This is a genomic window from Streptomyces sp. NBC_01454, from assembly GCF_036227565.1.
Lineage (GTDB): Bacteria > Actinomycetota > Actinomycetes > Streptomycetales > Streptomycetaceae > Streptomyces.
This window is the reverse complement of sequence record NZ_CP109460.1, coordinates 6128664-6152432: the sequence shown is the minus strand read 5'-3', so window position 1 is coordinate 6152432 and position 23769 is coordinate 6128664. Positions and strand designations below refer to the sequence as shown.

22 protein-coding genes are annotated in these 23769 nt (G+C 72.5%); 7 read left to right on the top strand and 15 right to left on the bottom strand.

From position 1 onward, the window contains the following. Window positions 1–76: 76 nt before the first annotated feature. Together pknB and OIU81_RS27205 are read left to right on the top strand one after the other, a co-directional pair. Entirely contained in the window at window positions 77–2035 is a 1959-nt protein-coding gene (gene pknB / locus OIU81_RS27210; protein WP_329151909.1) for a Stk1 family PASTA domain-containing Ser/Thr kinase, read from the top strand. Between the two features lie 63 nt (window positions 2036–2098). Beyond that, a complete protein-coding gene (locus OIU81_RS27205; protein WP_329151907.1) occupies window positions 2099–2992 on the top strand; it encodes a deoxyribonuclease IV in 894 nt (297 codons plus the stop codon). Between the two features lie 24 nt (window positions 2993–3016). Here the strand turns inward: OIU81_RS27205 and OIU81_RS27200 are convergent, their stop codons facing one another. Then, window positions 3017–3649 (bottom strand): sulfite oxidase-like oxidoreductase, encoded by a 633-nt coding sequence (locus OIU81_RS27200; protein ID WP_329151904.1) that lies wholly within the window; start codon window positions 3647–3649, stop codon window positions 3017–3019. Window positions 3650–3797: 148 nt separating this feature from the next. Between OIU81_RS27200 and bfr the strand changes: the two genes are divergently transcribed. After that, window positions 3798–4274, top strand: coding sequence for a bacterioferritin (gene bfr / locus OIU81_RS27195; protein ID WP_329151902.1), 477 nt, complete (start codon window positions 3798–3800; stop codon window positions 4272–4274). An 84-nt stretch (window positions 4275–4358) separates the two neighbouring features. On the opposite strand, the gene OIU81_RS27190 is transcribed toward bfr, so the two are convergent. Both OIU81_RS27190 and OIU81_RS27185 read right to left on the bottom strand, forming a co-directional pair. Next, the gene (locus OIU81_RS27190) at window positions 4359–4613 is read right to left on the bottom strand and encodes a (2Fe-2S)-binding protein (protein ID WP_329151900.1); all 255 of its coding nucleotides are present in this window, start codon (window positions 4611–4613) and stop codon (window positions 4359–4361) included. Window positions 4614–4787: 174 nt separating this feature from the next. After that, complete coding sequence (locus OIU81_RS27185; protein ID WP_329155386.1) at window positions 4788–6131, bottom strand: class II 3-deoxy-7-phosphoheptulonate synthase; 1344 nt, start codon at window positions 6129–6131, stop codon at window positions 4788–4790. Window positions 6132–6407: 276 nt separating this feature from the next. Here OIU81_RS27185 and OIU81_RS27180 point away from each other — a divergent pair, with 276 nt between their 5' ends. Then, complete coding sequence (locus OIU81_RS27180) at window positions 6408–8375, top strand: anthranilate synthase family protein (RefSeq protein ID WP_329151898.1); 1968 nt, start codon at window positions 6408–6410, stop codon at window positions 8373–8375. Here the strand turns inward: OIU81_RS27180 and OIU81_RS27175 are convergent. From OIU81_RS27175 to OIU81_RS27155, 5 genes are all read right to left on the bottom strand, one after another. Next, the gene (locus OIU81_RS27175; protein ID WP_329151897.1) at window positions 8341–9357 is read right to left on the bottom strand and encodes a 2-hydroxyacid dehydrogenase; all 1017 of its coding nucleotides are present in this window, start codon (window positions 9355–9357) and stop codon (window positions 8341–8343) included. The two genes, OIU81_RS27180 and OIU81_RS27175, sit on opposite strands and share 35 nt — an antisense overlap. 157 nt (window positions 9358–9514) lie before the next feature. Beyond that, entirely contained in the window at window positions 9515–10543 is a 1029-nt protein-coding gene (locus tag OIU81_RS27170) for a 6-phosphofructokinase (protein ID WP_329151896.1), read from the bottom strand. Between the two features lie 199 nt (window positions 10544–10742). After that, on the bottom strand, window positions 10743–11387 hold the full coding sequence (locus tag OIU81_RS27165; protein ID WP_443074168.1) for a response regulator: 645 nt from the start codon (window positions 11385–11387) through the stop codon (window positions 10743–10745). Between the two features lie 23 nt (window positions 11388–11410). Beyond that, window positions 11411–12721, bottom strand: coding sequence for a MacS family sensor histidine kinase (gene macS, locus OIU81_RS27160; protein WP_443074167.1), 1311 nt, complete (start codon window positions 12719–12721; stop codon window positions 11411–11413). Window positions 12722–12824: 103 nt separating this feature from the next. After that, complete coding sequence (locus OIU81_RS27155; protein WP_329151893.1) at window positions 12825–13559, bottom strand: lysophospholipid acyltransferase family protein; 735 nt, start codon at window positions 13557–13559, stop codon at window positions 12825–12827. A 162-nt stretch (window positions 13560–13721) separates the two neighbouring features. Here OIU81_RS27155 and OIU81_RS27150 point away from each other — a divergent pair, with 162 nt between their 5' ends. Further along, a complete protein-coding gene (locus OIU81_RS27150) occupies window positions 13722–14528 on the top strand; it encodes an alpha/beta hydrolase (RefSeq protein WP_329151891.1) in 807 nt (268 codons plus the stop codon). Next, window positions 14515–15093 (top strand): hypothetical protein, encoded by a 579-nt coding sequence (locus OIU81_RS27145; protein ID WP_329151890.1) that lies wholly within the window; start codon window positions 14515–14517, stop codon window positions 15091–15093. The genes OIU81_RS27150 and OIU81_RS27145 overlap by 14 nt, the downstream gene beginning before the upstream one ends. Window position 15094: 1 nt before the next feature. On the opposite strand, the gene OIU81_RS27140 is transcribed toward OIU81_RS27145, so the two are convergent. The 6 genes from OIU81_RS27140 to OIU81_RS27115 all read right to left on the bottom strand — a co-directional run bounded on the left by OIU81_RS27140 (window position 15095) and on the right by OIU81_RS27115 (window position 20418). After that, entirely contained in the window at window positions 15095–15889 is a 795-nt protein-coding gene (locus OIU81_RS27140; RefSeq protein WP_443074166.1) for an endonuclease/exonuclease/phosphatase family protein, read from the bottom strand. A 134-nt stretch (window positions 15890–16023) separates the two neighbouring features. Continuing rightward, window positions 16024–16965 (bottom strand): ROK family glucokinase, encoded by a 942-nt coding sequence (locus tag OIU81_RS27135; protein ID WP_329151889.1) that lies wholly within the window; start codon window positions 16963–16965, stop codon window positions 16024–16026. Window positions 16966–17087: 122 nt separating this feature from the next. Further along, entirely contained in the window at window positions 17088–17564 is a 477-nt protein-coding gene (locus OIU81_RS27130) for a DUF5304 domain-containing protein (protein ID WP_329151888.1), read from the bottom strand. Window positions 17565–17672: 108 nt separating this feature from the next. Further along, window positions 17673–18875 (bottom strand): ArsA family ATPase, encoded by a 1203-nt coding sequence (locus OIU81_RS27125; protein ID WP_329151886.1) that lies wholly within the window; start codon window positions 18873–18875, stop codon window positions 17673–17675. Window positions 18876–18877: 2 nt separating this feature from the next. Then, the gene (locus tag OIU81_RS27120; RefSeq protein ID WP_329151884.1) at window positions 18878–19381 is read right to left on the bottom strand and encodes an SRPBCC family protein; all 504 of its coding nucleotides are present in this window, start codon (window positions 19379–19381) and stop codon (window positions 18878–18880) included. Between the two features lie 260 nt (window positions 19382–19641). After that, window positions 19642–20418: a metallophosphoesterase family protein gene (locus OIU81_RS27115; protein WP_329151882.1), complete on the bottom strand. Its 777-nt coding sequence runs from the start codon at window positions 20416–20418 to the stop codon at window positions 19642–19644. Window positions 20419–20692: 274 nt separating this feature from the next. Here OIU81_RS27115 and OIU81_RS27110 point away from each other — a divergent pair, with 274 nt between their 5' ends. Then, entirely contained in the window at window positions 20693–22489 is a 1797-nt protein-coding gene (locus tag OIU81_RS27110) for an AMP-dependent synthetase/ligase (protein ID WP_329151880.1), read from the top strand. Between the two features lie 134 nt (window positions 22490–22623). On the opposite strand, the gene OIU81_RS27105 is transcribed toward OIU81_RS27110, so the two are convergent. Further along, window positions 22624–23766, bottom strand: a complete 1143-nt coding sequence (locus OIU81_RS27105) for a glycosyltransferase family 4 protein (protein WP_329151878.1) — start codon at window positions 23764–23766, stop codon at window positions 22624–22626. Window positions 23767–23769 lie beyond the last annotated feature (3 nt).

Sequence of the window (23769 nt, the reverse complement as noted above, 5' to 3'; positions counted from 1 at the left end):
CACCGTTCGGCTGCAGTCCGGGCCGGGGCGGGCGCCGAGTTCGAGCTCGCGGATGTTGCTCGTAGACTCGTCTGCCGTGGATACGACCCTTCAGGACCCGCTCGTGGGCCAGCTGCTCGACGGCCGCTACCGCATCCAGGCGCGCATCGCCGCCGGCGGCATGGCCACGGTCTACCAGGCCATGGACACCCGGCTGGACCGCGTCCTCGCGCTGAAGGTGATGCACCCGAGTCTGGCCACGGACGGGGCGTTCGTCGACCGCTTCATCCGCGAGGCGAAGTCGGTGGCGCGGCTGTCGCACCCCAATGTGGTGGGCGTCTTCGACCAGGGCACGGACGGCACGTACGTCTACCTGGCGATGGAGTACGTCGCCGGCTGCACGCTGCGTGACGTGCTGCGCGAGCGGGGCGCCCTGCAGCCGCGGGCCGCTCTGGACATCCTGGAGCCGATCCTGGCGGCGCTGGGGGCCGCGCACCGCGCCGGGCTGGTGCACCGCGACATGAAGCCGGAGAACGTCCTGATCGGCGACGACGGCCGGGTCAAGGTCGCCGACTTCGGGCTGGTGCGCGCGGTCGACACGCACACCACCGCCTCGACGGGCTCCGTCCTGGGGACCGTCTCCTATCTCGCGCCCGAGCAGATGGAGCACGGCACCGCGGACGCCCGGGTCGATGTCTACGCCTGCGGTGTGGTGCTCTACGAGATGCTGACCGGCGCCAAGCCGCACACCGGCGGCTCCGTGGCGCAGATCCTCTACCAGCATCTGCACGAGGACATCCTGCCGCCGTCCGGGCTGGTGCCCGGGCTGGCACCGCAGCTGGACGCGCTGGTCGCGATGGCCTGTGCCCGTGATCCGCAGCACCGCCCGCAGGACGCGGTGGCGCTGCTGTCCCGGGGGCAGGAGGCCCGCGCGCAGCTGACCGAGGCCCAGCTGGACATCGTGCCGCCGCAGGCCAAGGAGGTGCCCGCGGGCGGCGACGGCTCGGAGCGGACGGACGTGATACCCCGGCCGGACGGCGTGGTGCCGGGGGCCGGCGAGGCGGAGCTGCACCGCACCAGCCGGCTGGAGGTGCCGCCGGAGGAGCGGACCACCCGGCTGCGGCCGGTGGCGGACGAGCCCGGTACGCCGGGGGGCCGCGGGCTGCCGCGGCGCCGGCGGCTGCTGACCGTCGTCGCGGCCGTGCTGCTGGTCCTGGGGCTGGGCACGGGCGTCTGGTACATCAACTCCGGCCAGTTCACCACCGTGCCCGCGGTGCTGGACATGCCGCAGGCCAAGGCCGAGAAGACGCTGCGGGACGACGGCCTGGGCGTGAAGGTGGTGCGCGGCTTCAGTGCGAACGTGGACCGCGGCCACGTCATGAAGACCGATCCGGCGAACGGCAAGCGGATCCGCGGCACCGGCACGGTCACCCTCACCATTTCCCGGGGCCCGGACATCGTCACCGTCCCCGACCTTTCCGGCACCCCGGTCGCCGACGCCAAGCGGAAGCTGCGCGACCGGGGGCTGATTCCGGGCACCGTGAACCGCGCGTTCGACGAGGAGGTCGCCAAGGGCTCGGTGATCCGCACGGACCCGGCCTCGGGCAGCAAGCGGCGGCCCGACACCGCGGTGGGGCTGACCGTCAGCCGGGGCGCCGCGGCCGACGTGCCGGGGGTTCTCGGCAGCGAGCGCGCGGACGCCGCGGCCACGCTGCGCGCGGCCGGCTTCCAGGTGCGCTTCGCCGACCAGCCGGTCTTCTCCACGCAGGACAAGGGCACCGTCGCCCGCCAGAACCCGGCCGAGGGCAGCCGGGGCGGCAAGGGCGACACCATCACCCTGACGCTGTCCAAGGGCCCGGAGATGATCCCCGTCCCGGACGTGACCGGCAAGAACGTCGACGACGCCAAGAAGCAGCTGACCGATCTGGGCTTCCAGGTCGAGGTGAAGAAGCCGTTCTTCTTCCCGCAGGACACGGTCGACTCCCAGTCCGTCGAGGCCGGGAAGAAGGCACCGAAGGGCGGCTCGATCACCATCGAACTCAAGGGCGGGCTGTAGGAAGGGCGGCTCCGCGGCCGTCCGGCGGACGGGCGGCCGCCGGACACCTGGCACCCTGAGGGGGTGAGTACTTCCCCCCAGGGCGCCGCGCGGCGCGCCCGTGCACGCAATCCGGTCGGCGGCCATGTTCCGGTGGCCGGCGGCCTGGCGAAGACCGGCCTGCCGTACGCCCGGGAGATGGGCGACGAGGTCGTCCAGGTCTTCGTGGCCAATCCGCGCGGCTGGGCGACGACGCCCGGCGACCCGCAGCAGGACGAGGCGTTCCGGGCGGCCTGTGCCGAGGAGCGGATTCCCGTCTATGTCCATGCCCCGTATCTGATCAACTTCGGGTCGCACACCGAGGCCACGGTCGAGCGGTCCGTGACCTCGCTGCGCCACTCGCTGCGCCGCGCCCGGGAGATCGGGGCGCTCGGGGTGGTCGTGCACACCGGCTCGGCGACCGGCGGTCGGCCGCGGGAGGTGGCGATGGCGCAGGTCAGGGAGCGGATGCGGCCGTTGCTCGACGAGCTGACGCGGCCGGACGACCCCTGGCTGCTGCTGGAGCCGACGGCCGGGCAGGGCGCGTCGCTGTGCGCCATGGCCGAGGACCTCGGCCCGTACTTCGAGGCGCTGGACCGGCACCCCAGGCTGGGGGTGTGCCTCGACACCTGCCACGCGTTCGCGGCCGGGCACGACATGGCGGCGCCGGGCGGGACGAAGGCCCTGCTGGACGAGCTGGTGGAGGTCACCGGCGAGGGCCGGCTGAAGCTGATCCACGCCAATGACTCCAAGGACGTGGCCGGCGCCCACAAGGACAGGCACGAGAACATCGGCGCGGGTCACATCGGCGCGGAGCCGTTCGGGGAGCTGTTCGGCCATCCCGCGACGGCCGGCGTCCCGCTGGTCGTCGAGACGCCCGGCGGCAAGGAGGGGCACGCGGCGGACGTGGCCCGCCTCAAGGAGCTGCGCGGGCACTGACCCGGCGCCCGGCTGCGGACGGGATCAGAGCTCGGGGCCGTCCCCGGGCTCTTCCTGGTACGAGTGGCGCTGCTCCCGCCAGGGGTCACCCAGGTTGTGGTAGCCGCGCTCCTCCCAGAAGCCGCGGCGGTCGGCCCGCATGTATTCGATACCGCGAACCCACTTGGGGCCTTTCCAGGCGTAAAGATGCGGCACGATCAGGCGGGCCGGGAAGCCGTGCTCCGCGGTGAGGAGTTCTCCCGAGTGATGGGTGGCGAAGAGGCAGTTCTCCCCGGCGAAATCCTCGATCCGCAGATTCGAGCTGAAGCCGTACTCGGCCCACACCATCACATGGGTGACATCGGACGCGGGCGGTGCAAGATCAAGAATGGTCTTGGTGTGCACCCCGCCCCATTCGGCTCCCAGCATGCTGAATTTCGTCACGCAGTGCATATCGGCGACGACCGTGGTGTAGGGCAGCGCCGTGAATTCCTCGTGTGACCAGCAGTGCTTCGCACCGTCGGCGGTGGCCCCGAACGCCCGGAACTCCCAGCGTTCAGGGCGGAACTTCGGGACCGGCCCGTAATGCGTCACCGGCCAGCCCCGCTGCAGCCGCTGCCCCGGAGGCAGCTGGGGATGCTCCCCTTCGCGGCTTTCCGGCTGACCCATGCCCTCCATGGTGTCAGACCGGCGGGGGTGCCGATGACCAGGGATGGGAGAGATCGGGACAACTCGCACTAAGCATGCACTTACTGGACGCCCCGCTCCGGGCGGTGCGAGGATGCGCGGCACCTGCCCAGTTCTCGCGTGGAAGGAGCCCGCAGCCATGCAGGGCGACCCCGAGGTCATCGAATTCCTCAACGAGCAGCTGACCGCCGAGCTGACCGCGATCAATCAGTACTTCCTGCACGCCAAGATGCAGGAGAACTTCGGCTGGACCAAGCTCGCGGCGTACACCCGCTCCGAGTCCTTCGACGAGATGAAGCACGCGGAGATCCTGACGGACCGGATTCTCTTCCTCGAAGGTCTGCCGAATTATCAGCGGCTCTTCCATGTGCGGGTCGGTCAGACCGTCACCGAGATGTTCCAGGCCGACCGGCAGGTCGAGGTCGAGGCGATCGACCGGCTCAAGCGCGGAATCGAGCTCATGCGCACCAAGGGCGACATCACCTCGGCGAATATCTTCGAGTCCATCCTCGCGGACGAGGAGCATCACATCGACTATCTCGACACCCAGCTGGAACTGGTCGAGAAACTCGGGGAAGCGCTCTACCTCGCCCAGCTCATCGAGCAGCCGAGCTGAGCGAGCGGGCCGAGGCGCTGCGACCACCGCCCGGACGGCAGGGGACGATCCCCCTCACCCCGGGCGTGCCGCGGCCCACGAGGGCTAGGCGGCCTCCGAGAGCGCCGCGGGCCCCACTGCGCCCGCCACCGCGCCCAGCGGCTCGGGCGCACCGCTGTCGATGAGTTCCCGGCGGGGGCAGTCGCCCCGGCCCAGCAGGGCCTGGATGCGGCGTACGCAGTTGCCGCAGTCGGTGCCGGCCTTACAGGCGGAGGCGATCTGACGGGGCGTGCAGGCGCCGGTGTCCGCGTGGTCGCGGACCTGCTGCTCGGTGATGCCGAAGCAAGAGCAGACGTACACGCGGGGGTCACCTCCGGAAGGGAACCTCATCGATCCGGCTGATCTTGAGTGAGGTTACCCTTACCTTACCTGGCACGGCAGGGGCTGCACAACGCGATGGGGCGCGGATCACAGGATCCGCGCCCCACCATTCTGTTGTCCCTGACCGTCAGTGCAGGTCAGCGGCCCACCGGCTCACTGGTCGCGGTACATCTCCGCCACCAGGAACGCCAGGTCGAGCGACTGGCTGCGGTTGAGCCGCGGGTCGCAGGCGGTCTCGTAGCGCTGGTGAAGGTCGTCGACGAAGATCTCGTCGCCGCCGCCCACGCACTCGGTGACGTCGTCACCGGTCAGCTCGACGTGGATGCCGCCCGGGTGCGTGCCGAGGCTCTTGTGGACCTCGAAGAAGCCCTTGACCTCGTCCAGCACGTCGTCGAAGCGCCGGGTCTTGTGACCGGAGGCCGCCTCGAAGGTGTTGCCGTGCATCGGGTCGCAGATCCAGGCGACCTGGGCGCCGGAGGCGGTGACCTTCTCGACCAGCTCGGGGAGCTTGTCGCGGACCTTGTCCGCTCCCATGCGGGTGATGAAGGTCAGCCGGCCCGGCTCACGCTCCGGGTCGAGCCGCTCGATCAGCGTCAGCGCGTCCTCGGGCGTCGTCGTCGGGCCGAGCTTGACGCCGATGGGGTTGCGCACCTGCGCGGCGAACTCGATGTGCGCACCGTCGAGCTGACGGGTGCGCTCGCCGATCCAGAGCATGTGCCCCGAGACGTCGTAGAGCCGGCCGGTGCGGGAGTCGACCCTGGTCAGCGCCGACTCGTAGTCGAGGACCAGCGCCTCGTGGGAGGCGTAGAACTCGACGGTGCGGAACTCCTCCGGGTCCACCCCGCAGGCGTTCATGAAGTTCATCGCGCGGTCGATCTCGCGGGCCAGCGCCTCGTAGCGCTGTCCGGAGGGCGAGGACTTCACGAAGTCCTGGTTCCAGGCGTGCACCTGACGCAGGTCGGCGTAGCCGCCGGTGGTGAAGGCGCGCACGAGGTTCAGGGTCGCCGCGGAGGCGTGGTACATCCGCTTGAGCCGCTCGGGGTCCGGGATCCGGGCCGCCTCGGTGAACTCGAAGCCGTTGACGGAGTCGCCGCGGTAGGTCGGCAGCGTCACCCCGTCGCGGGTCTCGGTGGGCTTGGAGCGCGGCTTGCTGTACTGGCCGGCGATCCGGCCGACCTTGACCACCGGGACGGACCCGGCGTAGGTCAGGACGGCGCCCATCTGGAGGAGCGTCTTGAGCTTGTTGCGGATGTGCTCGGCGGAGACGGCGTCGAAGGCCTCCGCGCAGTCGCCACCCTGCAGCAGGAACGCCTCACCACGGGCGACTGCCGCCAGGCGCTCGCGCAGCTGGTCGCACTCGCCCGCGAAGACGAGCGGCGGATAGGACTCGAGCTCCGCGATCACATCGCGCAGAGCCTCTTGGTCCGGCCAGTCAGGCTGCTGCGCCGCGGGCAGGTCTCGCCAGGTGTGGCCACCGGCGTGGGTTTCAGCGTTCACGGTCACAAAGCCAACATTACGGGGTCCCGCCGAGCGTCCCGTACCCCGCCCGGAGTGTGAGACGCGCCGGCTCACGCCCGGCAGGGGCCGCGGGGCGTCCGGTAGGGTGACCGGCGTGTACGCGCACCCGGCCATGAACATGAACTGGTGGTGGACCGCTCATCCGGCGGCCCACTGATTTCGCGCGCACACCACACACTCCGCGAAGGCCGCCCGAGGGGCGGCCTTCAGCCTTTTCCGGCGGCCGTTCCTCCACTCCTGGAAGGAACTCCCGCCATGCACCGCGAGCCTGACGCCCGCACCGCCGCCGCCCTCGTCCGCCGGCTGCTCGACCCCGCCTGCCCGCCGTTCGCCCTGTTGCGCCGCCGCTGTCCGGGGCGGGACGGCAGCACCGTCGAGGTGCTGATGGGCGAGGTCACCGAGGTCGGGCGGCTGGCCGACATCCCGCTGGGCGAGGGGGTGCCGGAAGCGCCGGTGACCGACGCGCTCGCGCTGATCCCGTTCCGGCAGATCCGCGAGCGCGGCTTCCACGTCCACGACGACGGCACCCCGCTGGCCGTGCTGCGGCCCCGCGAGAGCGCCGAGGTGCCCCTCGACGAGATGCTGGCGGCGCTGCCCGCGCGGGACGTGCGGGTGACCGGCGGGGCGTTCGACGTGGACGACGACGCCTACGCCGAGATCGTCGGGCGGGTGGTGCGGGACGAGATCGGCACGGGTGAGGGCGCGAACTTCGTCATCCGCCGGACCTTCCAGGGCGAGATCGCGGACTTCTCGGCGGCCGACGCGCTGGCCCTGTTCCGGCGGCTGCTGGCCGGTGAGCGCGGCGCGTACTGGACGTATGTGGTGCACCGCCCGGGGGTGCACACACTGGTCGGCGCCAGCCCCGAGGTGCATGTGCGGATGTCCGGGGGCACGGTCGTGATGAACCCCATCAGCGGCACCTACCGCTACCCGCAGGGCGGCCCGACGGCCGAGAGCCTGCTGACGTTCCTCGGCGACCGCAAGGAGGTCGAGGAGCTGTCCATGGTGGTGGACGAGGAGCTGAAGATGATGTGCACGGTGGGCGACCGGGGCGGGGTGGTCGTCGGCCCCCGGCTCAAGGAGATGGCGCATCTCGCGCACACCGAATACGAGCTGCGCGGCCGGTCCACCCTCGATGTGCGCGAGGTGCTCAAGGAGACGATGTTCGCGGCGACGGTCACCGGGTCGCCGGTGCAGAACGCCTGCCGGGTCATCGAGCGGCACGAGCCGGTGGACTCCGACGGGCGGGGCCGCGGCTACTACGCGGGCGCGCTGGCGCTGATCGGGCGGGCCCCGGGCGACGGGCCGGGCGAGGGCGCCTGCGCCCGGACGCTGGACTCCCCGATCCTGATCCGTACCGCCGACATCTCGGCCGGCGGCCGGCTGCGGGTGCCGGTCGGCGCCACGCTGGTGCGCGCCTCCGACCCGTACAGCGAGGTCGCCGAGACGCATGCCAAGGCCGCGGGGGTGCTCAGCGCCCTGGGAGTGGCGCCGGCGCCCGCGCGGCCAGCGGACGGGGGGAAGCCGCCGCGGCTGGCCGACGACCCGCGGGTGCAGGCCGCGCTGGACGCCCGCCGCGCCGACCTCGCGCCGTTCTGGCTGCGGATGCAGACCACCGCGCCGATCGCCGAGCTGAGCGGCGAGGCCCTGGTCATCGACGCGGAGGACACCTTCACCGCGATGCTGGCGCATCTGCTGCGCACCTCGGGGCTGGCGGTCACCGTGCGGCGCTTCGACGAGCCGGGGCTGCGCGAAGCTGCCCGTGCGCACCGGGGCCCGGTCGTGCTGGGCCCGGGGCCGGGCGATCCCTCCGATGCCGCCGACCCCAAGATGCGCCTGCTGCGGTCGCTCACCGCCGAGCTCGTCGCGGAGCACCGGCACGGCCTGCTGGGGGTGTGCCTCGGGCATGAACTGCTCGCCGCGGAGCTGGGGTTGGAGGTCGTCCGCAAGGAGGTGCCCTTCCAGGGCGCGCAGGAGCGGATCGACTTCTTCGGCCGCCAGGAGACGGTCGGCTTCTACAACACCTTCACGGCCCGCTGCGACGACACCACGGCAGCCGAACTCGCCATGCACCGCGTCGAGTTGAGCCGGGACGCCGGGACCGGTGAGGTGCACGCGCTGCGCGGTCCGGGCTTCGCGGGCGTGCAGTTCCACCCCGAGTCGGTGCTGACCCTGGACGGCGCGGCCATCACCGCGCAACTGCTGGCAGCTGTCCTCGTGTGACCAGCATGTTCGCGTTGGTGCGGTGGGCCAGATAGTCCGCGACGTTGGCCACGGTGGCCTCGACGATCTGGCCCACCGCCTCCTCGGTGAAGTACGCCTGGTGCGAGGTGACCAGCACGTTCGAGAAGGTCATCAGGCGGGCGAGGGTGTCGTCGCCGATGACGTCCAGGGACTTGTCGGCGTAGAAGTAGGCGGCCTCCTCCTCGTAGACGTCGAGGGCGACGCCGGTGAGCCGGCCGGCCTTGAGCGTGTCGACGAGGGCCGCGGTGTCGACGAGTCCGCCGCGGCTGGAGTTGACCAGGATCGCGTCGTCCTTCATCGCGGCCAGCGCGTCGGCGTCGACGAGATGCCGGGTGGCCGCCACCAGCGGGACGTGCAGGGTGATCAGATCCGCCTCGGCGAACAGCCGCTCCTGGGAGACGTACTCCATGCCCAGCTCGGCGCACCGCGGGTTCGCGGCGAGGTCCCAGCCCAGCAGGCGCATCCCGAAGCCGTGGGCGATCTCGGCGAACGCCTCGCCGATCCGGCCGGTGCCGAGCACGCCCGCCGTCCGGCCGCGCAGATCACGGCCCATCAGGCCGTCCAGCCGGAAGTCGAAGGTACGGGTGCGGTGGCCGGCCATGAGGAGCCGCCGGTTGACGGCCAGCGCGAGGCCCCAGGCGAATTCGGCGACCGCGTACGGCGAGTAGCGGGAGACCCGGCCGACGCTCATTCCCAGGTCGGCCGCGGCCTGCAGGTCGACATTGTTGAAGCCCGTGGCGCGCTGGGCGATCATTTTCGTCCCGCCGGCCGCGAGGGTCTGCAGCACGTCCGCGCCCAGGTCGGCGGTGACGCCCGCGCTGACGATCTCGTAGCCGTGGGCGATGGGAGCGGTGTCGCGGTTGAGGGTGACGTCCAGGCTGCGGATCTGGTGCCGGCCGGCGAAGGCCCGCTCCAGGATCGGCCGCTCGTCCGTCTGCACACCGAAGGCGACGATCTCCACTGAGCTCTCCCGGGTCCGTGCGCCGGCCGGCCGCCACCCACCTGCGGGCGAGCGGCCGGATATGTCGCGTAAGGGCGAATATACGGCCCGCCGCCCGGCGGTGCCGCCCGGAGCGGGCGGGTCGGGCGCGGCCGGCGGGGGTGGACAGCGGCCCCGTTCAGCCGAAGAAGACCCCGACCTCGGCGTAGAGCGCCGGATCGACGGTCTTCAGCCGGGCGGTCGCCTCCGCGATCGGCACCCGGACGATGTCCGTACCGCGCAGCGCGACCATCATGCCGAAGTCGCCGTCGCGCACCGCGTCGATGGCGTGCAGCCCGAAGCGGGTGGCCAGCCAGCGGTCGAAGGCACTGGGGGTACCGCCGCGCTGGGTGTGCCCGAGGACCGTGGTACGGGCCTCCTTGCCGGTCCGTGCCTCGATCTCCTTGGCCAGCCACTCCCCCACGCCCGAGAGCCGGACATGCCCGAAGGAGTCGGTGGAGTCGTCCTTGAGCACCATCTGGCCGTCCTTGGGCATCGCGCCCTCGGCGACGACCACGATCGGGGCGTAGCGGACCTTGAAGCGGGACTCGATCCACCGGCAGACCTGCTCGATGTCGAAGCGCTGCTCCGGGATCAGGATGACGTTCGCCCCGCCGGCGAGGCCCGAGTGCAGCGCGATCCAGCCCGCGTGCCGGCCCATCACCTCGACGACCAGTACCCGCATATGGGATTCGGCGGTGGTGTGCAGCCGGTCGATGGCCTCGGTGGCGACGCCGACGGCGGTGTCGAAGCCGAAGGTGTAGTCCGTGGCCGACAGGTCGTTGTCGATGGTCTTGGGGACGCCGACACAGGGGATCGCGTGCTCCCCGTGGAGCCGGGCGGCGACGCCGAGGGTGTCCTCGCCGCCGATCGCGATCAGGGCCTCGACCTCTTCCTTGGCGAGCGTCTCCCTGATCCGGCGGACGCCGTCGTTCTCCTTGAAGGGGTTGGTCCGTGAGGAACCGAGGACCGTGCCGCCGCGGGGCAGGATGCCGCGCACCGCCGGGATGTCCAGCGGCACGGTGTCGCCCTCCATGGGCCCGCGCCAGCCGTCCCGGAAGCCGACGAAGTCATATCCGTACTCCTGGGTGCCCTTGCGGACGATGCCCCTGATCACCGCGTTCAGACCGGGGCAGTCGCCGCCGCCGGTCAGTACTCCGACCCGCATCGCTGCTTCACCTACATCCCGTCAGTGGCCGCGCACGGCCGTCTTCGATCCGACGCCGGTCACGCTAATGGTGATCTGGGTCACTCAGGAATGGGGCAAACGGTGATGCCGGTGATTTTACGGGCAGTTGGGGAGAGGCGTTCACCCGTACGAGCGGCTCCCTCCGGGGGGCGGCCGGTCCGGCCGGTGTCCGCGCCGGTCACGCCTCGTCGAGGCCGCGCTCGATGGCATAGCGCACCAGCTCCACGCGATTGTGCAACTGGAGCTTGCCGAGGGTGTTCTGGACGTGGTTTTGCACCGTGCGGTGCGAGATGACCAGCCGCTCGGCGATCTGCTTGTACGAGAGCCCCTTGGCGACCAGGCGCAGCACCTCGGTCTCCCGGTCCGTCAGCTGCGGTGCGCCCGGCTCGTCCGGCGCCGCGGGGGCCGGTTCGGCCGCCAGCCGGCGGTACTCGCCCAGCACCAGACCGGCCAGGCCCGGGGTGAACACCGCATCGCCGGCGGCCGTGCGCCGCACCGCGTCCAGCAGTTCCTGGGTGCTCGCCGACTTCAGCAGATAGCCCGTCGCCCCGGACTTGACCGCCTCCAGCACATCGGCGTGCTCACCGCTCGCGGACAGCACCAGCACCCGCAGCGCCGGGCGGGCGCCGACCAGTTCCTTGCACACCCGCACGCCGGGCAGCCCCGGCAGATTGAGGTCGAGGACCAGCACATCGGGCGCCGCGGCCTGCGCCCTGCGCACCGCCTGGAGGCCGTCCCCGGCCGTCGCCACGACCTCGAACCCGGCCTCCGCCAGATCCCGGGCGACCGCGTCGCGCCACATCGGGTGGTCGTCGACCACCATGACCTTCAGCGCCGGCTGCTCGTTCACGCGCCTGCCTTCCCCCGTCGTTTGCCCTCGGACGCGCCGGACGCGCCGGACGCGCCATCCTTGGGAACCGTCAATTCCACTTCCGTGCCCTGGCCGGGGACCGAGACCCACTGGGCGCTGCCGCCCAGATCCCGCAGCCGGCCGCGGATCGACAGGGCCACCCCCAGCCGGCCCTCCCGCTCGGCGTCGGCGAGCCGGCCCTCGGCGATGCCGGGGCCGTCGTCGCGGACGGTCACCAGCACCGCCTCCGGCTCGTCCTCCACCAGGATCCATGCATGGGCCTCCTCCCCCGCATGCACCCGGACATTGTCCAACGCGGCACTGACAGCGGCCGCGAGCTCCGCCGCCGCCGCGGCCGGCAGCTCCACCGGGGCGCCCGGCTCGGAGAAGGTGACCCCGCAGCCGGCGAACGGCGCGAGCAGCGCCCGCACATCGCACGGCCCGCCGCCGGACGTCGCCGGGGCGGCCGCGAGGCGGACCGGGCCGTCCTCCCGTTCCCGCTCACCGGCCTGGTGCGGCACCGTGGGCGCGGCGCCACCGGGCCGGCCGCCGGGCGGCGGCAGCAGCCCGCCGGCGACCAGGGTCCGCAGCGCGACCTCCTGTTCACCGGCCATCCGGCCGAGGTCGGCCGCCTCGCCGCCGATCTCGGTACCGCGCCGCTGCACCATCGCCAGCACCTGGAGCACGCTGTCGTGGATGTCGCGGGCCAGCCGCTCCCGCTCCCGGGTGGCCGCCTCGATCTGCAGGGCGCGCGCGAGGGTGCGCTCACTGGAGCGGGCCACCTCGACGACATAGCCGATGCCGACGCTGGCCACCCACACCAGCACCACGTTGTGGACGGTGTCGCGGGCCAGCTCCTGACGCTCGACCAGATTGGCCACCGCCACGAAGCTGGAGGCCACCGCGGCCCAGCGCCAGCCGCCCTTGATCGCGAAGCCGAGGACGGCACCCGCCGTCCAGATGGACGGCAGCGTCGGCCCGCCGCCCATGATGCGGGCGTGGCTGTCGACCAGCGGCGTGAGCAGGATGCCGCCGACCGCGAAGGCGAGATCGGCGACCAGGAACTGCCGGGTGCAGCGCTCCGGTGACATGGTGCGCCGCCAGGTCAGCACCATCCAGACGGTCAGCGCACCCATGTACGCGGCGGCGCCGAGCGGATGCGCGTAGCGCCGGTAGGAGAGACCGACCAGGCACAGGGTGTAGAGGAGGGTGAGGATCCGGTAGCCGGTGAGCGCCCGCCACAGCGGGAGTTCGACGGACATCCGCAGCACCTTGGGGGGGCGCTTGCCGTGGCGCCGGGCTGCCATGGCCCCGCGCACCGTCCCTGTGTCCGTGTCCGTGTCCGTGTCGGTATCCGTCATCGCCGTCCCCCTCGCCGGGCACCCGCGCCCGGTCTCGGCCCTGCCCGTGCTATTCGGCGGCCGCCTTCTTGGCCTGCTCCGCCTCGGCCTTCTTCTTCGCCTCCGCCGCCTTCGCCGCGTCGGCGATCTGGCGCTTGGCCGCGGTCGCGTAGATGTCGACGTACTCCTGGCCGGACAGCTTCATGATCTCGTACATGACCTCGTCGGTGACCGACCGCAGGATGAAGCGGTCGCCCTCCATGCCCTGATAGCGGGTGAAGTCCAGCGGCTTGCCGATACGGATGCCCGGCCGGATCATCTTGGGCACGATCTTGCCCGGCGGCTGCACCTTCTCGGTGTCGATCATCGCCACGGGGATGACCGGCGCCCCGGTGGCCAGCGCCACCCGTGCCAGGCCGCCCGGCTTGCCGCGGTAGAGCCGGCCGTCCGGGGAGCGGGTGCCCTCCGGGTAGATGCCGAACAGCTCACCGCGCTCCAGCACGTCGATGCCGCTCTTGATCGCCGCCTCGCCCGCGCCGCGTCCGCCGGAGCGGTCGACCGGCAGCTGGCCCACGCCCTTGAAGAACGCGGCGGTCAGCTTGCCCTTCACGCCCGGCGAGGTGAAGTACTCGGCCTTGGCGATGAAGGTGACCTTCCGGTCCAGCACCGCGGGCAGGAAGAAGGAGTCCGAGAAGGACAGATGGTTGCTCGCGAGGATCGCCGGACCCTCGGCGGGAATGTTCTCGATGCCTTCCACCCAGGGCCTGAAGGCAAGCTTCAGCGACCCGCCGATGGAAAACTTCATTGCGCCGTAGATCAACCGACTGCCTCCTGTGTGTGACGCAAAGACCTTAACCTGCCGCGGTGGCCCGCTCGCGTCGCGCCCGTCGCCGGACCTACCCGCCCGCCGTCACTTTGCGTACCCTGGGGTAACTCGCCAGGCCCTCTCATCGATCGGAGTCCCGCGGTGCCGCTCCTTCCCGGAACCGAGCCGTTCCGCCGTGACGGCGGAGAGGTCGGCGTCCTCGTGTGCCACGGCTTCACCGGCTCCCCCCAGTCCGTGCGCCCCTGGGCCGAGTATCTGGCCGACCAGGGGCTCACGGTCAGCCTGCCGCTGCTGCCCGGTCACGGCACCCGCTGGCAGGACCTGCAGATCACGACCTGGCAGGACTGGTACGCCGAGGTCGACCGCGAACTGCGGGCGCTGACCGAGCGCTGCGCCGCGGTCTTCGTCTGCGGCCTGTCGATGGGCGCCGCGCTGGCGCTGCGGCTGGCCGCCAAGCACGGCGACGCGATCAGCGGCGTCGCGGTGGTCAACCCCGCCAACAAGGTGCACGACGCGGCCGGGCCGCTGCTGCCGGTGCTGCGCCATCTCGTGCGGACGACCAAGGGGATCGCCAGCGACATCGCCAAGCCCGGTGCCGAGGAGGTCGGCTACGACCGGGTGCCGCTGCACGCCGCGCATTCACTGCGCCGGTTCTTCCAGCAGGTCGACTCCGAACTCCCGCGTGTCACCCAGCCGTTGCTGGTGATGACCAGCCCGCAGGACCATGTCGTCCCGCCGGTGGACTCCGAGCGCATCCTGAGCCGGGTCTCCTCGACCGATGTCCGCCAGACGCTGCTGGAGCGCAGCTACCACGTCGCGACGCTCGACCACGATGCCGAGCAGATCTTCCGGGACACCCTCGCCTTCATCACCCGGCTCGCCCCGCAGACGGGGGCGGACGCGGCGGGCACCGCCCGGGAGGGGACGGCGGACCGTGGCGGAGCATAGCCCCCGCGACCCCCGGGACCCGCTGGACGAAGAGGCCGCCTGGGCCGAGATCGTGGCGGGCTACGGCGAGCAGCCGGCGTTCCCCGCGGAGGACATCCCGCGGGCGGCCCCGGCCGACGACGGCGACGGCGACGGCGACGGCAAGGACGAGAAGGGCGCGCCGGACGACCCGGACGATCCGGGCGCGAAGGACGACACGGCCACGGCCGGGCCCGGGGCCGGGGACCCGCCGGCCGGCGCCGCGCGGCCGGGCAGCTTCGTGGTCTACGCGCCGGGCGTCGGCCCCCGCGACTGGAACGCCGCCGAGTCCTCGGACGAGGGGCACTTCACCCCGCCCGAACCACCCCCGCTGCCGCAGGCCGACGTCACGGCCAAGTTCGCCTGGATCGCGGTGCTCGGCGGCCCGTTGCTGCTGGTGACCATGGTGCTGCTGCAGCAGCCGGTGACGTGGTGGATCACGCTCCTGGGCATCGGCGGGTTCCTCGGCGGGTTCGCCACCCTGGTGGCCCGGATGAAGAACGACGACGAGGACGACGACCTGCCGGGCAGCGGCGCGGTGGTGTGAGTCAGCCCGTGGCCGGCACCCGCAGGGCGGCCAGCACCGGCAGATGGTCGGTGGCCGCTCTGAGGTCGTCCTCGCCCACCCCCGGCAGCCCGTGCGGCACCCCGCAGCCGAGCACCTCCACACCGTCGGTGGTGAAGATCGCGTCGATCCGCTGATGCGGGTCACCGGGCGTGGAGGTGAACTCCCCGCCCCACGGCTGGGCCGCCCAGGCGTCCGTGAGCGCCCCCGCCAGCCGGCGGAAACTGCGGCCGTCCGGCCGGTCGTTGAGGTCGCCCCCGGCGACGGCGTACGGCACGTCCAGTGCGGCCAGCCGCTCCAGCAGCAGCCCGGCCTGCGCGTAGCGCTCCCGGTCGGCGAGGCTGAGATGGCAGCTGAGCACGCCGAGCCGGGCCCCGCCGATACGGACCACGGCGGTGGCGAAGCCGCGCCGGTGCAGTCCGGGGGTGCGGGGCAGCAGGATGTCCTCGGTGCGCTCGACATGGGCGCGCAGGGTGGACAGGATCATCGGGCCCGCGGCCGTGGCGCCGCCGGTGACATGGACCAGCCCGGCCGCACGGGCCAGCTTCTCGGCGGTCTTGCGCCAGCGGAAGAACCGCGGCGCCTCCTGGATCAGTACGAGGTCGGGGGCGCAGGCCCGGATGACCCTGGCCAGCGCCGCCCGGTCGTCGCGCATCGAGCGGATGTTGTAGCTGAGCACCCGGATCACGGCCGCGCCGCCGGGCCGCGCGGTGGTGCCGGTGTCCCGGTCGTCGGGAGCGGGGCCGGGCTCGGTACGGGACTCGGGGAGCGAGAGCAAGGCGGCGGGTCCTCTCACCGGGATCGTCACGCGGGCCAAGATAGAGCACCGCCCGCCGCCTCCCCACGGGACGCGACGGGCGGTGCCGGACGCAGTGACAACGGGCCATCGGACACCGACGACCCGCGGGCTCCTCAGCCCTGGCGCGCCAGGTCGGCCGCGCCGACCAGACCGGCCTTGCCGCCGAGCTGGGCGGCGAGCACCTGGGCGTGCGGCCGCCACTGGTTGCCGACCAGCCAGCGGCGGAAGGACTTGCGGATCGGCCCCAGGACCAACTCGCCCTCGTCGGAGACCCCGCCGCCGACGATGAAGGCGGACGGGTCGAAGAGCGAGGCGAGGTCGGCGAGGCCGGCGCCGGCCCAGCGGGCCAGCTCGCGGAACGAGTCGATGGCCACCGGGTCGCCCTGGCGGGCGGCCTCGCTGACGTGCCGGCCCTGGATGCCCTCGGACGTGCCGTCGCCGAGCGACAGCAGGATCTGGGCGTTCTCGGGGGTGGCGAAGGCGCGCTGGCGGGCGTAGCGCAGCAGGGCGCGGCCGGAGGCGTACTGCTCCCAGCAGCCCTGGTTGCCGCAGCCGCACAGCAGTCCGTCGGGCACCATCCGGATGTGGCCGAACTCGGCGGCGACGCCGAACCGGCCGCGGCGCAGCTTGTTGCCGATGATGATGCCGCCGCCCAGGCCGGTACCGAGGGTGATGCAGATGACGTCGCTGTGGCCCTGGCCGGCGCCGAACCTGTACTCGCCCCAGGCCGCGGCGTTGGCGTCGTTCTCGACCACCACGGGCAGGCCGACGCGCTGTTCGACCTTGTCCTTGAGCGGCTCGTGGCGCCAGTCGATGTTCGGTGCGAACAGGACCGTGGCCCGCTTCTCGTCGACGTAGCCGGCGGCGCCGATGCCGACGGCCTCGACCTGATGGCCGGCTCCCACGGTGCGCACCGCCTCCGCGATGGCCTCGGTCAGCGCCTCGGTGGCATGCGGAGTCTGCACCGTGCACGTTTCAAGGATCGAGCCCTCTTCGTCGACCACGCCGGCCGCGATCTTCGTGCCGCCGATGTCGACGCCGATGGTGAGTCCCATGTGTCCCTCAGTTTTTCGCTCGAACCCCGCCAGGATCCACCGTACCGGAGGCGGGAGCGCCTGCCGCTCCCCTCAGGGGGCCGGCGGGAGGGGTATCCGCCGGTGCGCGGGGGGCGGAGGGCTCAGTCGAGATCGATCCGCTCGGTGCCGGCGGGACCGTCGTCGTCACGGGGATCGTCACCGCGGCGGCCGCCGGGCCGGTCGTCGAGGTCCTCACGGGTCCAGCGGCGCTCGCTGCCCTCGACGGCGGAGCGGTAGGCGGCCAGCAGCTCGGAGCCGGCCGCGGCGAGGTGGTCGAAGATGGCGGGGTTGCGCTCGATGACCGGCTCGACGGCGGCCCTGGCCTGCTTGAACAGCTGGTTGACGGCGCCCTGCGCGGCGATCCCGCCGAGCGCACCGGGCAGCTGGATGCCGGCGATCTTGTCGGTGACCGCCTCGGCGAGCTTGCGCAGCTCCTCGGCGGCGCTGCCCGGCTGCGGGCCGTGGGCGTCGCGATGGCGGGCCTTCTCGGCCGCGAGGTCCTCGGCGCAGGCGGTCTCCCAGGCGTCGGCATCGGGCTCGGCCCTGCGGTCGGCGGGGCGCTCGGTGGCATCACTCATGATGAACTCCGTGACTCCTGCGGCGAGGCAGTACGGCGAAGGGGTGCAAGACGGGCACGTCGCGGGCGGCGCCCCACCCTCGACGGTACCCGAACGGCGGTGGCGCGTTCAGTCGCTCTTGGGCCACAGCCCGGGATCGGGGGTGAAGCGGATGTCCAGGACGCCGTCGCGCAGTCCGGCACCGGAGACGGAGCAGCGGCGCAGCGCGGAGGGCAGCGTACGGATCCGCCGGAAGCGGCCCACGGTGACCACGATCTCGTCGCCGCGGCGCACCAGGCCCAGGCCCCGGCGTTCGGCCCCGGGAAGCGGCACCCGCCAAACGAGGATGCCGTCGCTCTCCAGGCGGTCCTCGACCGTCCAGGGGTCGCGGCCGGGTCCCTCGGCGGGAGCGCCCACGCCGGTCTCACCGGCTCCGTCGCCGGCCAACTCCTCGAGTGCGGCGACGCCTTGGGGGTCGCGGCCCAGATGCGCCACCTCGTGGACGGGGACGTCGGGGAACTCCTCGCGCAGCGCCTTGAGGGCGGACTGCTGGCTGCCGGAAAGGGCGGCGAGGAAGGGGTCCGCGGAGCCGGTGGGCAGCAGCCGGTTGACGACCAGGCCGTCGGTGCGCCGGCCGTGCAGCGCGAGTCCGGCACGGAGGTCGCGCAGCGTGGCGGCGGCGACCGGTCCGGCGTCGGTGACCAGGCGGACGGAGGTGCCGGGGGCGTCGATCACGCGCTGGACGGCGGCGAGTTCCCGCTCCCAGCGCTCGGCGGCGTCGTACAGCTTCTGGGCCGGCATCGGGACGCCGGCGAGCTGGGCGAGCACCGGGCGCAGCGCGCGGGCGGCCTGGCGCTCGGGAGGCAGCAGCCGGCGCAGATAGCGGCGCACCTGGGCCGGCAGCGCGAGCAGCCGGACCGCTTCGGCGGCCGGCGGCATGTCGACGACGACCAGGTCCCAGTCGTCCGCGGCGTGTGCGGCGCGCAGCGCCTGCAACAGCGCGAAGTCCCCGGAGCCGGGGAGTTCGGTGAGTTCGTCCTCGTCGAGCGGGGCGGCGCCGAGCAGATCGAGGGCGGCGCCCGCGCGCTCCTGGAACGCGAGGAACTCCCGGCGGAAGCGGCCGGCGGGGTCGATGCGCCGGGCGTGCAGGCCCGGCGCTATCGGGGTGGGCGCATCGGCGTCCAGGGGGACGCCCAGCACCGATTCCACCGCGCCGCCCCCGGTGGTGAGCAGCAGTGCCCGCACGCCTCGCCGGGCGCCCGCCAGGGCGGTCGCGGCGGCGAGCGTGGTGCGGCCCGCGCCGCCGGGGCCCGTGACGAGGACGGTGCGCACGCTCAGAGCTTCTTGGCCTCGTCGGCGGAACCGGCCCCGTCGGCAGGCTCCGCGGCGTGGCCGGCGGGGCCGCTCTCGACGCGCTTCTTCAACCCGGCCAGCGCACGGTCGATGATGACCTTCTCGGCCTTGCGCTTGATCATCCCGAGCATGGGGATCTTGACGTCGACGGTGAGCTGGTAGGTCACCTCGGTGCGCGCGCCGTTGTCCAGCGCGGCCAGGCGGTAGGAGCCGTCGAGGGCACGCAGCATCTGCGACTTGACCAGGGACCAGCTGACCTCGTTCTCGCCGGTCCAGGTGTAGGCCAGGGTGTGGTCGTCCTTGATCGCCCCGGCGTCCAGCAGCAGGCGCACCTGCGCGGCGCGGCCGTGGTCGTCCTTCTCGAGGACCTCTGCCTCTTTGACCTCACCGGTCCAGTCCGGGTAGCGGTCAAAGTCGGCGATCACTCCCATCACTTCGGCGGGTGCCGCCTCGATCGTGATGCTCGAGCTGGTGTGTTCGGCCATCGCCGTGACTCCTCCATGCCGATTCATGCCGGTCCGCCGACCCTTCCCCGAGTTCTCAGCTCCTCCCCCCGCTCTCGGCTTCGCTCGAGCGGGGGGACCCCCATGAGCCGGGGAGACCCCTATTGCGCGGTGTCTGTGCTGCTACAGGCTCCGAGGCTACCGCGCGGGAACCTGCGGGCGGACACCAGCAGGCCCGGCACGACGGGCCCGGGCGGCCGCCGTCCGGCCCCCGCGCCCGCCCGGCCGGGGCGCGCGCGGCCTCACCACTGCAGGACGTAGGGCGTACCGGTCGCGTTGAAGTGCCCGACATTGACGCATTCCGTGCCCCCGATCCGGACCCGCCGGGCCAGCGGCTGGTGCACATGGCCGAAGAGGGAGTAGCGCGGGCGGGTGGTGCGGATGGCGTGCAGCAGGGCCGCGCTGCCGCGCTCGAAGCGGCGGGCGACGGTGTCGTAGCAGAGCTCGGGGACCTCGGGCGGGATGTGGGTGCACAGCACGTCCACCTCGCCCACCGCCTCGATCTTGGCGGCGTACTCCTCGTCGCTGATCTCGTACGGCGTGCGCATGGGGCTGGTGAGCCCGCCGCCGACGAACCCGAAGACCCGGCCGCCGATCTCCACCCGCTGGCCGTCCAGGACGGTGGTGCCGGGCCGGGCGTACTCGGGCCACAGGCGCGGGATATCGACGTTGCCGTAGGTGGCGTACGTGGGGGCGGGGAAGGCCGCGAAGAGTTCGGCGTACTGCCGGCGGACCGCGCCCTCGATGACCGACTCCCGGCTCGCGCCCGTGCGGTCGAGTTCGCCCCACAGCCGGCGGCCCAGGGCGCGGGCCTCCTCGAAGCGGCGGGCGGTGCGCAGTTCGACCAGGGCGCCGGCGTTCTCGGGTCCGAAGAGGTCGGGGAAGATGCCGCGCGAATGGTCCGCGTAATCGAGGAAGAGGACCAGGTCACCGAGGCACACCAGGGCATCGGCGCCCTCTCCGGCCGCCGCGAGGTCCCGGCTGTTGCCGTGTACGTCACTGACCACATGCACGCGCATGACGTCACCCTAGGTCGCCCGGGCGGGGGGGCGGGAGGGGTGGTGGGACCTGGGGTTACTTTCGGGTCACCGACCCGCTGGTCTAGTCTGCGCGGGACAGTCCCCATGGCGTGTCCCGCAGCATGTGACGCATCGAACATCTGACCGTTCCCCCCTATCCCAAGTCCAATACCCATGGGTAACGTCCGGGCAGTCCACTCTCCCCCTGCATGATCATGGACCGCCGCCGGTGCACACACAGTCGTGGTGCCGGCGCTTTTGAGGAGCAGCAGTCTTGCGCGAGTTCAGCCTTCCGGCCCTGTACGAGGTCCCCGCAGACGGCAATCTGACGGATCTTATCCGCCGAAATGCCGCGCAGCATCCGGATGTTGCCGTCATGGGCCGCAAGGTGAACGGCGTATGGCAGGACGTCACCGCCACCGCCTTCCTCGCCGAGGTCCGCGCCGCGGCCAAGGGCCTGATCGCGTCCGGTGTGCAGCCCGGCGACCGGGTCGGCCTGATGTCGCGCACCCGCTACGAGTGGACGCTGCTGGACTTCGCCATCTGGAGCGCCGGGGCCGTCACCGTCCCGGTGTACGAGACCAGTTCGGCCGAGCAGATCCAGTGGATCCTCGGCGACTCCGGCGCGGTGGCCTGCCTGGTGGAGTCCCCCACCCACGAGGCGACCGTGGAATCGGTGCGCGACCGGCTGCCCGACCTGGAGAACATCTGGCAGATCGAGCGGGACGCCATCGCCCGGCTGCAGGCCGCGGGCGCCGGCATCACCGATGACGAGGTGGAGGCGCGCAGCGCGCTGGCCGACGCCGACTCCCCGGCCACCATCGTCTACACCTCCGGCACCACCGGCCGCCCCAAGGGCTGTGTGCTCAGCCACCGCAGCTTCTTCGCGGAGTGCGGCAACATCGTCGAGCGGCTGCGGCCGCTGTTCCGTACCGGCGACTCCTCGGTGCTCCTCTTCCTCCCCATCGCGCACGTCTTCGGCCGGCTGGTGCAGATCGCCGCCGTGATGGCGCCCATCAAGCTGGGCCACGCCCCCGACATCAAGAACCTCACCGAGGACCTCGCCTCCTTCCGCCCGACGCTGGTCCTGGGCGTGCCGCGGGTCTTCGAGAAGGTCTACAACTCGGCGCGGGCCAAGGCGCAGGCGGACGGCAAGGGCAAGATCTTCGACAAGGCGGCGGACATCGCGATCGCCTACAGCCGCGCGCTGGACGCCCCGGAGGGCCCGGCGCTGGGCCTGAAGCTGAAGTACAAGGTCTTCGACCGGCTGGTCTACAGCAAGCTGCGGGCCGTCCTCGGCGGCCGCGCCACCCACGCCATCTCCGGCGGCGCCCCGCTGGGCGAGCGCCTCGGCCACTTCTACCGCGGCATCGGCTTCACCGCCCTGGAGGGCTACGGCCTGACGGAGTCCTGTGCGGCGACCGCGTTCAACCCCTGGGACCGGCAGAAGATCGGCACCGTCGGCCAGCCGCTGCCCGGCTCGGTGGTGCGGATCGCCGACGACGGCGAGGTGCTGCTGCACGGCGAGCACCTCTTCACCGAGTACTGGAACAACCCGTCGGCCACCAAGGAGGCGCTGTCCGACGGCTGGTTCCACACCGGCGACCTCGGCACCCTCGACGAGGACGGCTACCTCGCCATCACCGGCCGCAAGAAGGAAATACTGGTCACCGCGGGCGGCAAGAACGTCGCCCCCGCCGTGATCGAGGACCGTATCCGGGCGCACGCCCTGATCGCCGAGTGCATGGTCGTCGGCGACGGCCGGCCGTTCATCGGCGCGCTGATCACCCTCGACGAGGAGTTCCTGCCCCGCTGGGCCGAGGAGCACGGCCACCCCGCCGATGTGACGCCGTCCCAGGTCGCCGAGGACCCGGAGCTGCTGGCCGCCGTCCAGCGCGCCATCGACGACGGCAACGCGGCCGTCTCCAAGGCCGAGTCGGTGCGCAAGTTCCGCATTCTGCCGGCCCAGTTCACCGAGGAGTCGGGCCATGTCACCCCGTCGCTGAAGCTCAAGCGGAACGTGGTCGCGAAGGACTTCGCGGAGGAGATCGAGGCGATCTACCGGTCCTAGGGTGTCCCCAGGGCGGACCGCCCCGCATCACCGTCATCCGCCGTCGTGGCTGCCGCCACGGCGGCGGATCGCGTGTGCCGGGGAGTGCGGGCCGGGTGCCCGGGGGACGCCGCCCGGGCTCTCCCCGGGCGGTCCTACAGAAGTTCCTTCAGCCGCTCCGCGAGCAGATCCCAGCGCCACTTCTCCTCCACCCAGGCGCGGCCGCGGGCGCCCATGGTGCGGCGCAGGGCCGGGTCGCGGAGCAGGGTGATCAGGCGCTCGGCGGTCGGCGCCGGAGATCCGCCGGGGACCACCCAGCCCGTCTCGCCGTCCAGGACGGCGTCGGGGGCGCCGCCCGAGTCGCCCGCCACCACGGGGAGTCCGGTCGCGGAGGCCTCCAGGTAGACGATGCCCAGGCCCTCGACGTCGAGTCCGCCGCGGCGGGTGCGGCACGGCATCGCGAAGACATCGCCCGCGCCGTAGTGCGCCGGCAGTTCCTCCCACGGGACCGCCCCGGTGAAGCGCACCGCGTCCCCGACGCCCTTGGCGGCCGCCAGCGCGTGCAGGTCCTTCTCGTACGGGCCGCCGCCGACGATCAGCAGGACGGCGTCGGGCACCGCGGACAGGACGGCCGGCATCGCCTCGATCAGGGTGTCCTGGCCCTTACGCGGGACCAGCCGGGAGACACACACCACCACCGGCCGGCCGGCGAGGCCGAGCCGGGCCCGTACCTCGTCGCCGCCCGAGCCGGGGTGGAAGGTCTTCTCGTCGACGCCGGGCGGGAGGGGGACCATCCGCGCGGCGTCCCCGGGGGCGAGCGCACCGGCGATCCGGGTGCGGGTGTACTCGCCGAGGTAGGTGAGGGTGTCGGTGCCCGCGCCGATCCGGCGCAGCAGCTGCCGGGCGGCCGGCAGCTGAGCCCAGCCCGCCTCGTGGCCGTGCGTGGTCGCCACGATGCGCCGGGCGCCGGCCGCACGGAGCGCGGGCGCCATCAGCCCGAGCGGCGCCGCCGCGCCGAACCACACCGAGGAGCAGCCGTGTTCGCGCAGCAGCCCGGTGGCCCGCCGGGTCACCCGCGGGGTGGGCAGCAGCATCGTCGTACGGTCCCGGACCACCGGGAACGGCTGCTCGGCGTCGAAGGCGGCGGTGGCCGCGCGGCCCTCCGCGCCGCGCTTCCAGGTCGAGGCGTAGACGACGACCTCGCAGGGGTCCAGCCGCAGCGCCATGCTGTGCAGAAAGGCCTGGATGCCGCCGGGCCGGGGCGGGAAGTCGTTCGTGACGATCAGGGTCTTGTGCACGAT

Coding starts and splice junctions, on each gene's coding strand:
- OIU81_RS27200 (WP_329151904.1), bottom strand. CDS start 3,649: ATGGAGGGCATGGGTCAGCCGGAAAGCCGCGAAGGGGAGCATCCCCAG.
- bfr (WP_329151902.1), top strand. CDS start 3,798: ATGCAGGGCGACCCCGAGGTCATCGAATTCCTCAACGAGCAGCTGACC.
- OIU81_RS27180 (WP_329151898.1), top strand. CDS start 6,408: ATGCACCGCGAGCCTGACGCCCGCACCGCCGCCGCCCTCGTCCGCCGG.
- OIU81_RS27170 (WP_329151896.1), bottom strand. CDS start 10,543: ATGCGGGTCGGAGTACTGACCGGCGGCGGCGACTGCCCCGGTCTGAAC.
- OIU81_RS27165 (WP_443074168.1), bottom strand. CDS start 11,387: ATGGTGGTCGACGACCACCCGATGTGGCGCGACGCGGTCGCCCGGGAT.
- macS (WP_443074167.1), bottom strand. CDS start 12,721: ATGGCAGCCCGGCGCCACGGCAAGCGCCCCCCCAAGGTGCTGCGGATG.
- OIU81_RS27155 (WP_329151893.1), bottom strand. CDS start 13,559: ATGAAGTTTTCCATCGGCGGGTCGCTGAAGCTTGCCTTCAGGCCCTGG.
- OIU81_RS27135 (WP_329151889.1), bottom strand. CDS start 16,965: ATGGGACTCACCATCGGCGTCGACATCGGCGGCACGAAGATCGCGGCC.
- OIU81_RS27130 (WP_329151888.1), bottom strand. CDS start 17,564: ATGAGTGATGCCACCGAGCGCCCCGCCGACCGCAGGGCCGAGCCCGAT.
- OIU81_RS27120 (WP_329151884.1), bottom strand. CDS start 19,381: ATGGCCGAACACACCAGCTCGAGCATCACGATCGAGGCGGCACCCGCC.
- OIU81_RS27115 (WP_329151882.1), bottom strand. CDS start 20,418: ATGCGCGTGCATGTGGTCAGTGACGTACACGGCAACAGCCGGGACCTC.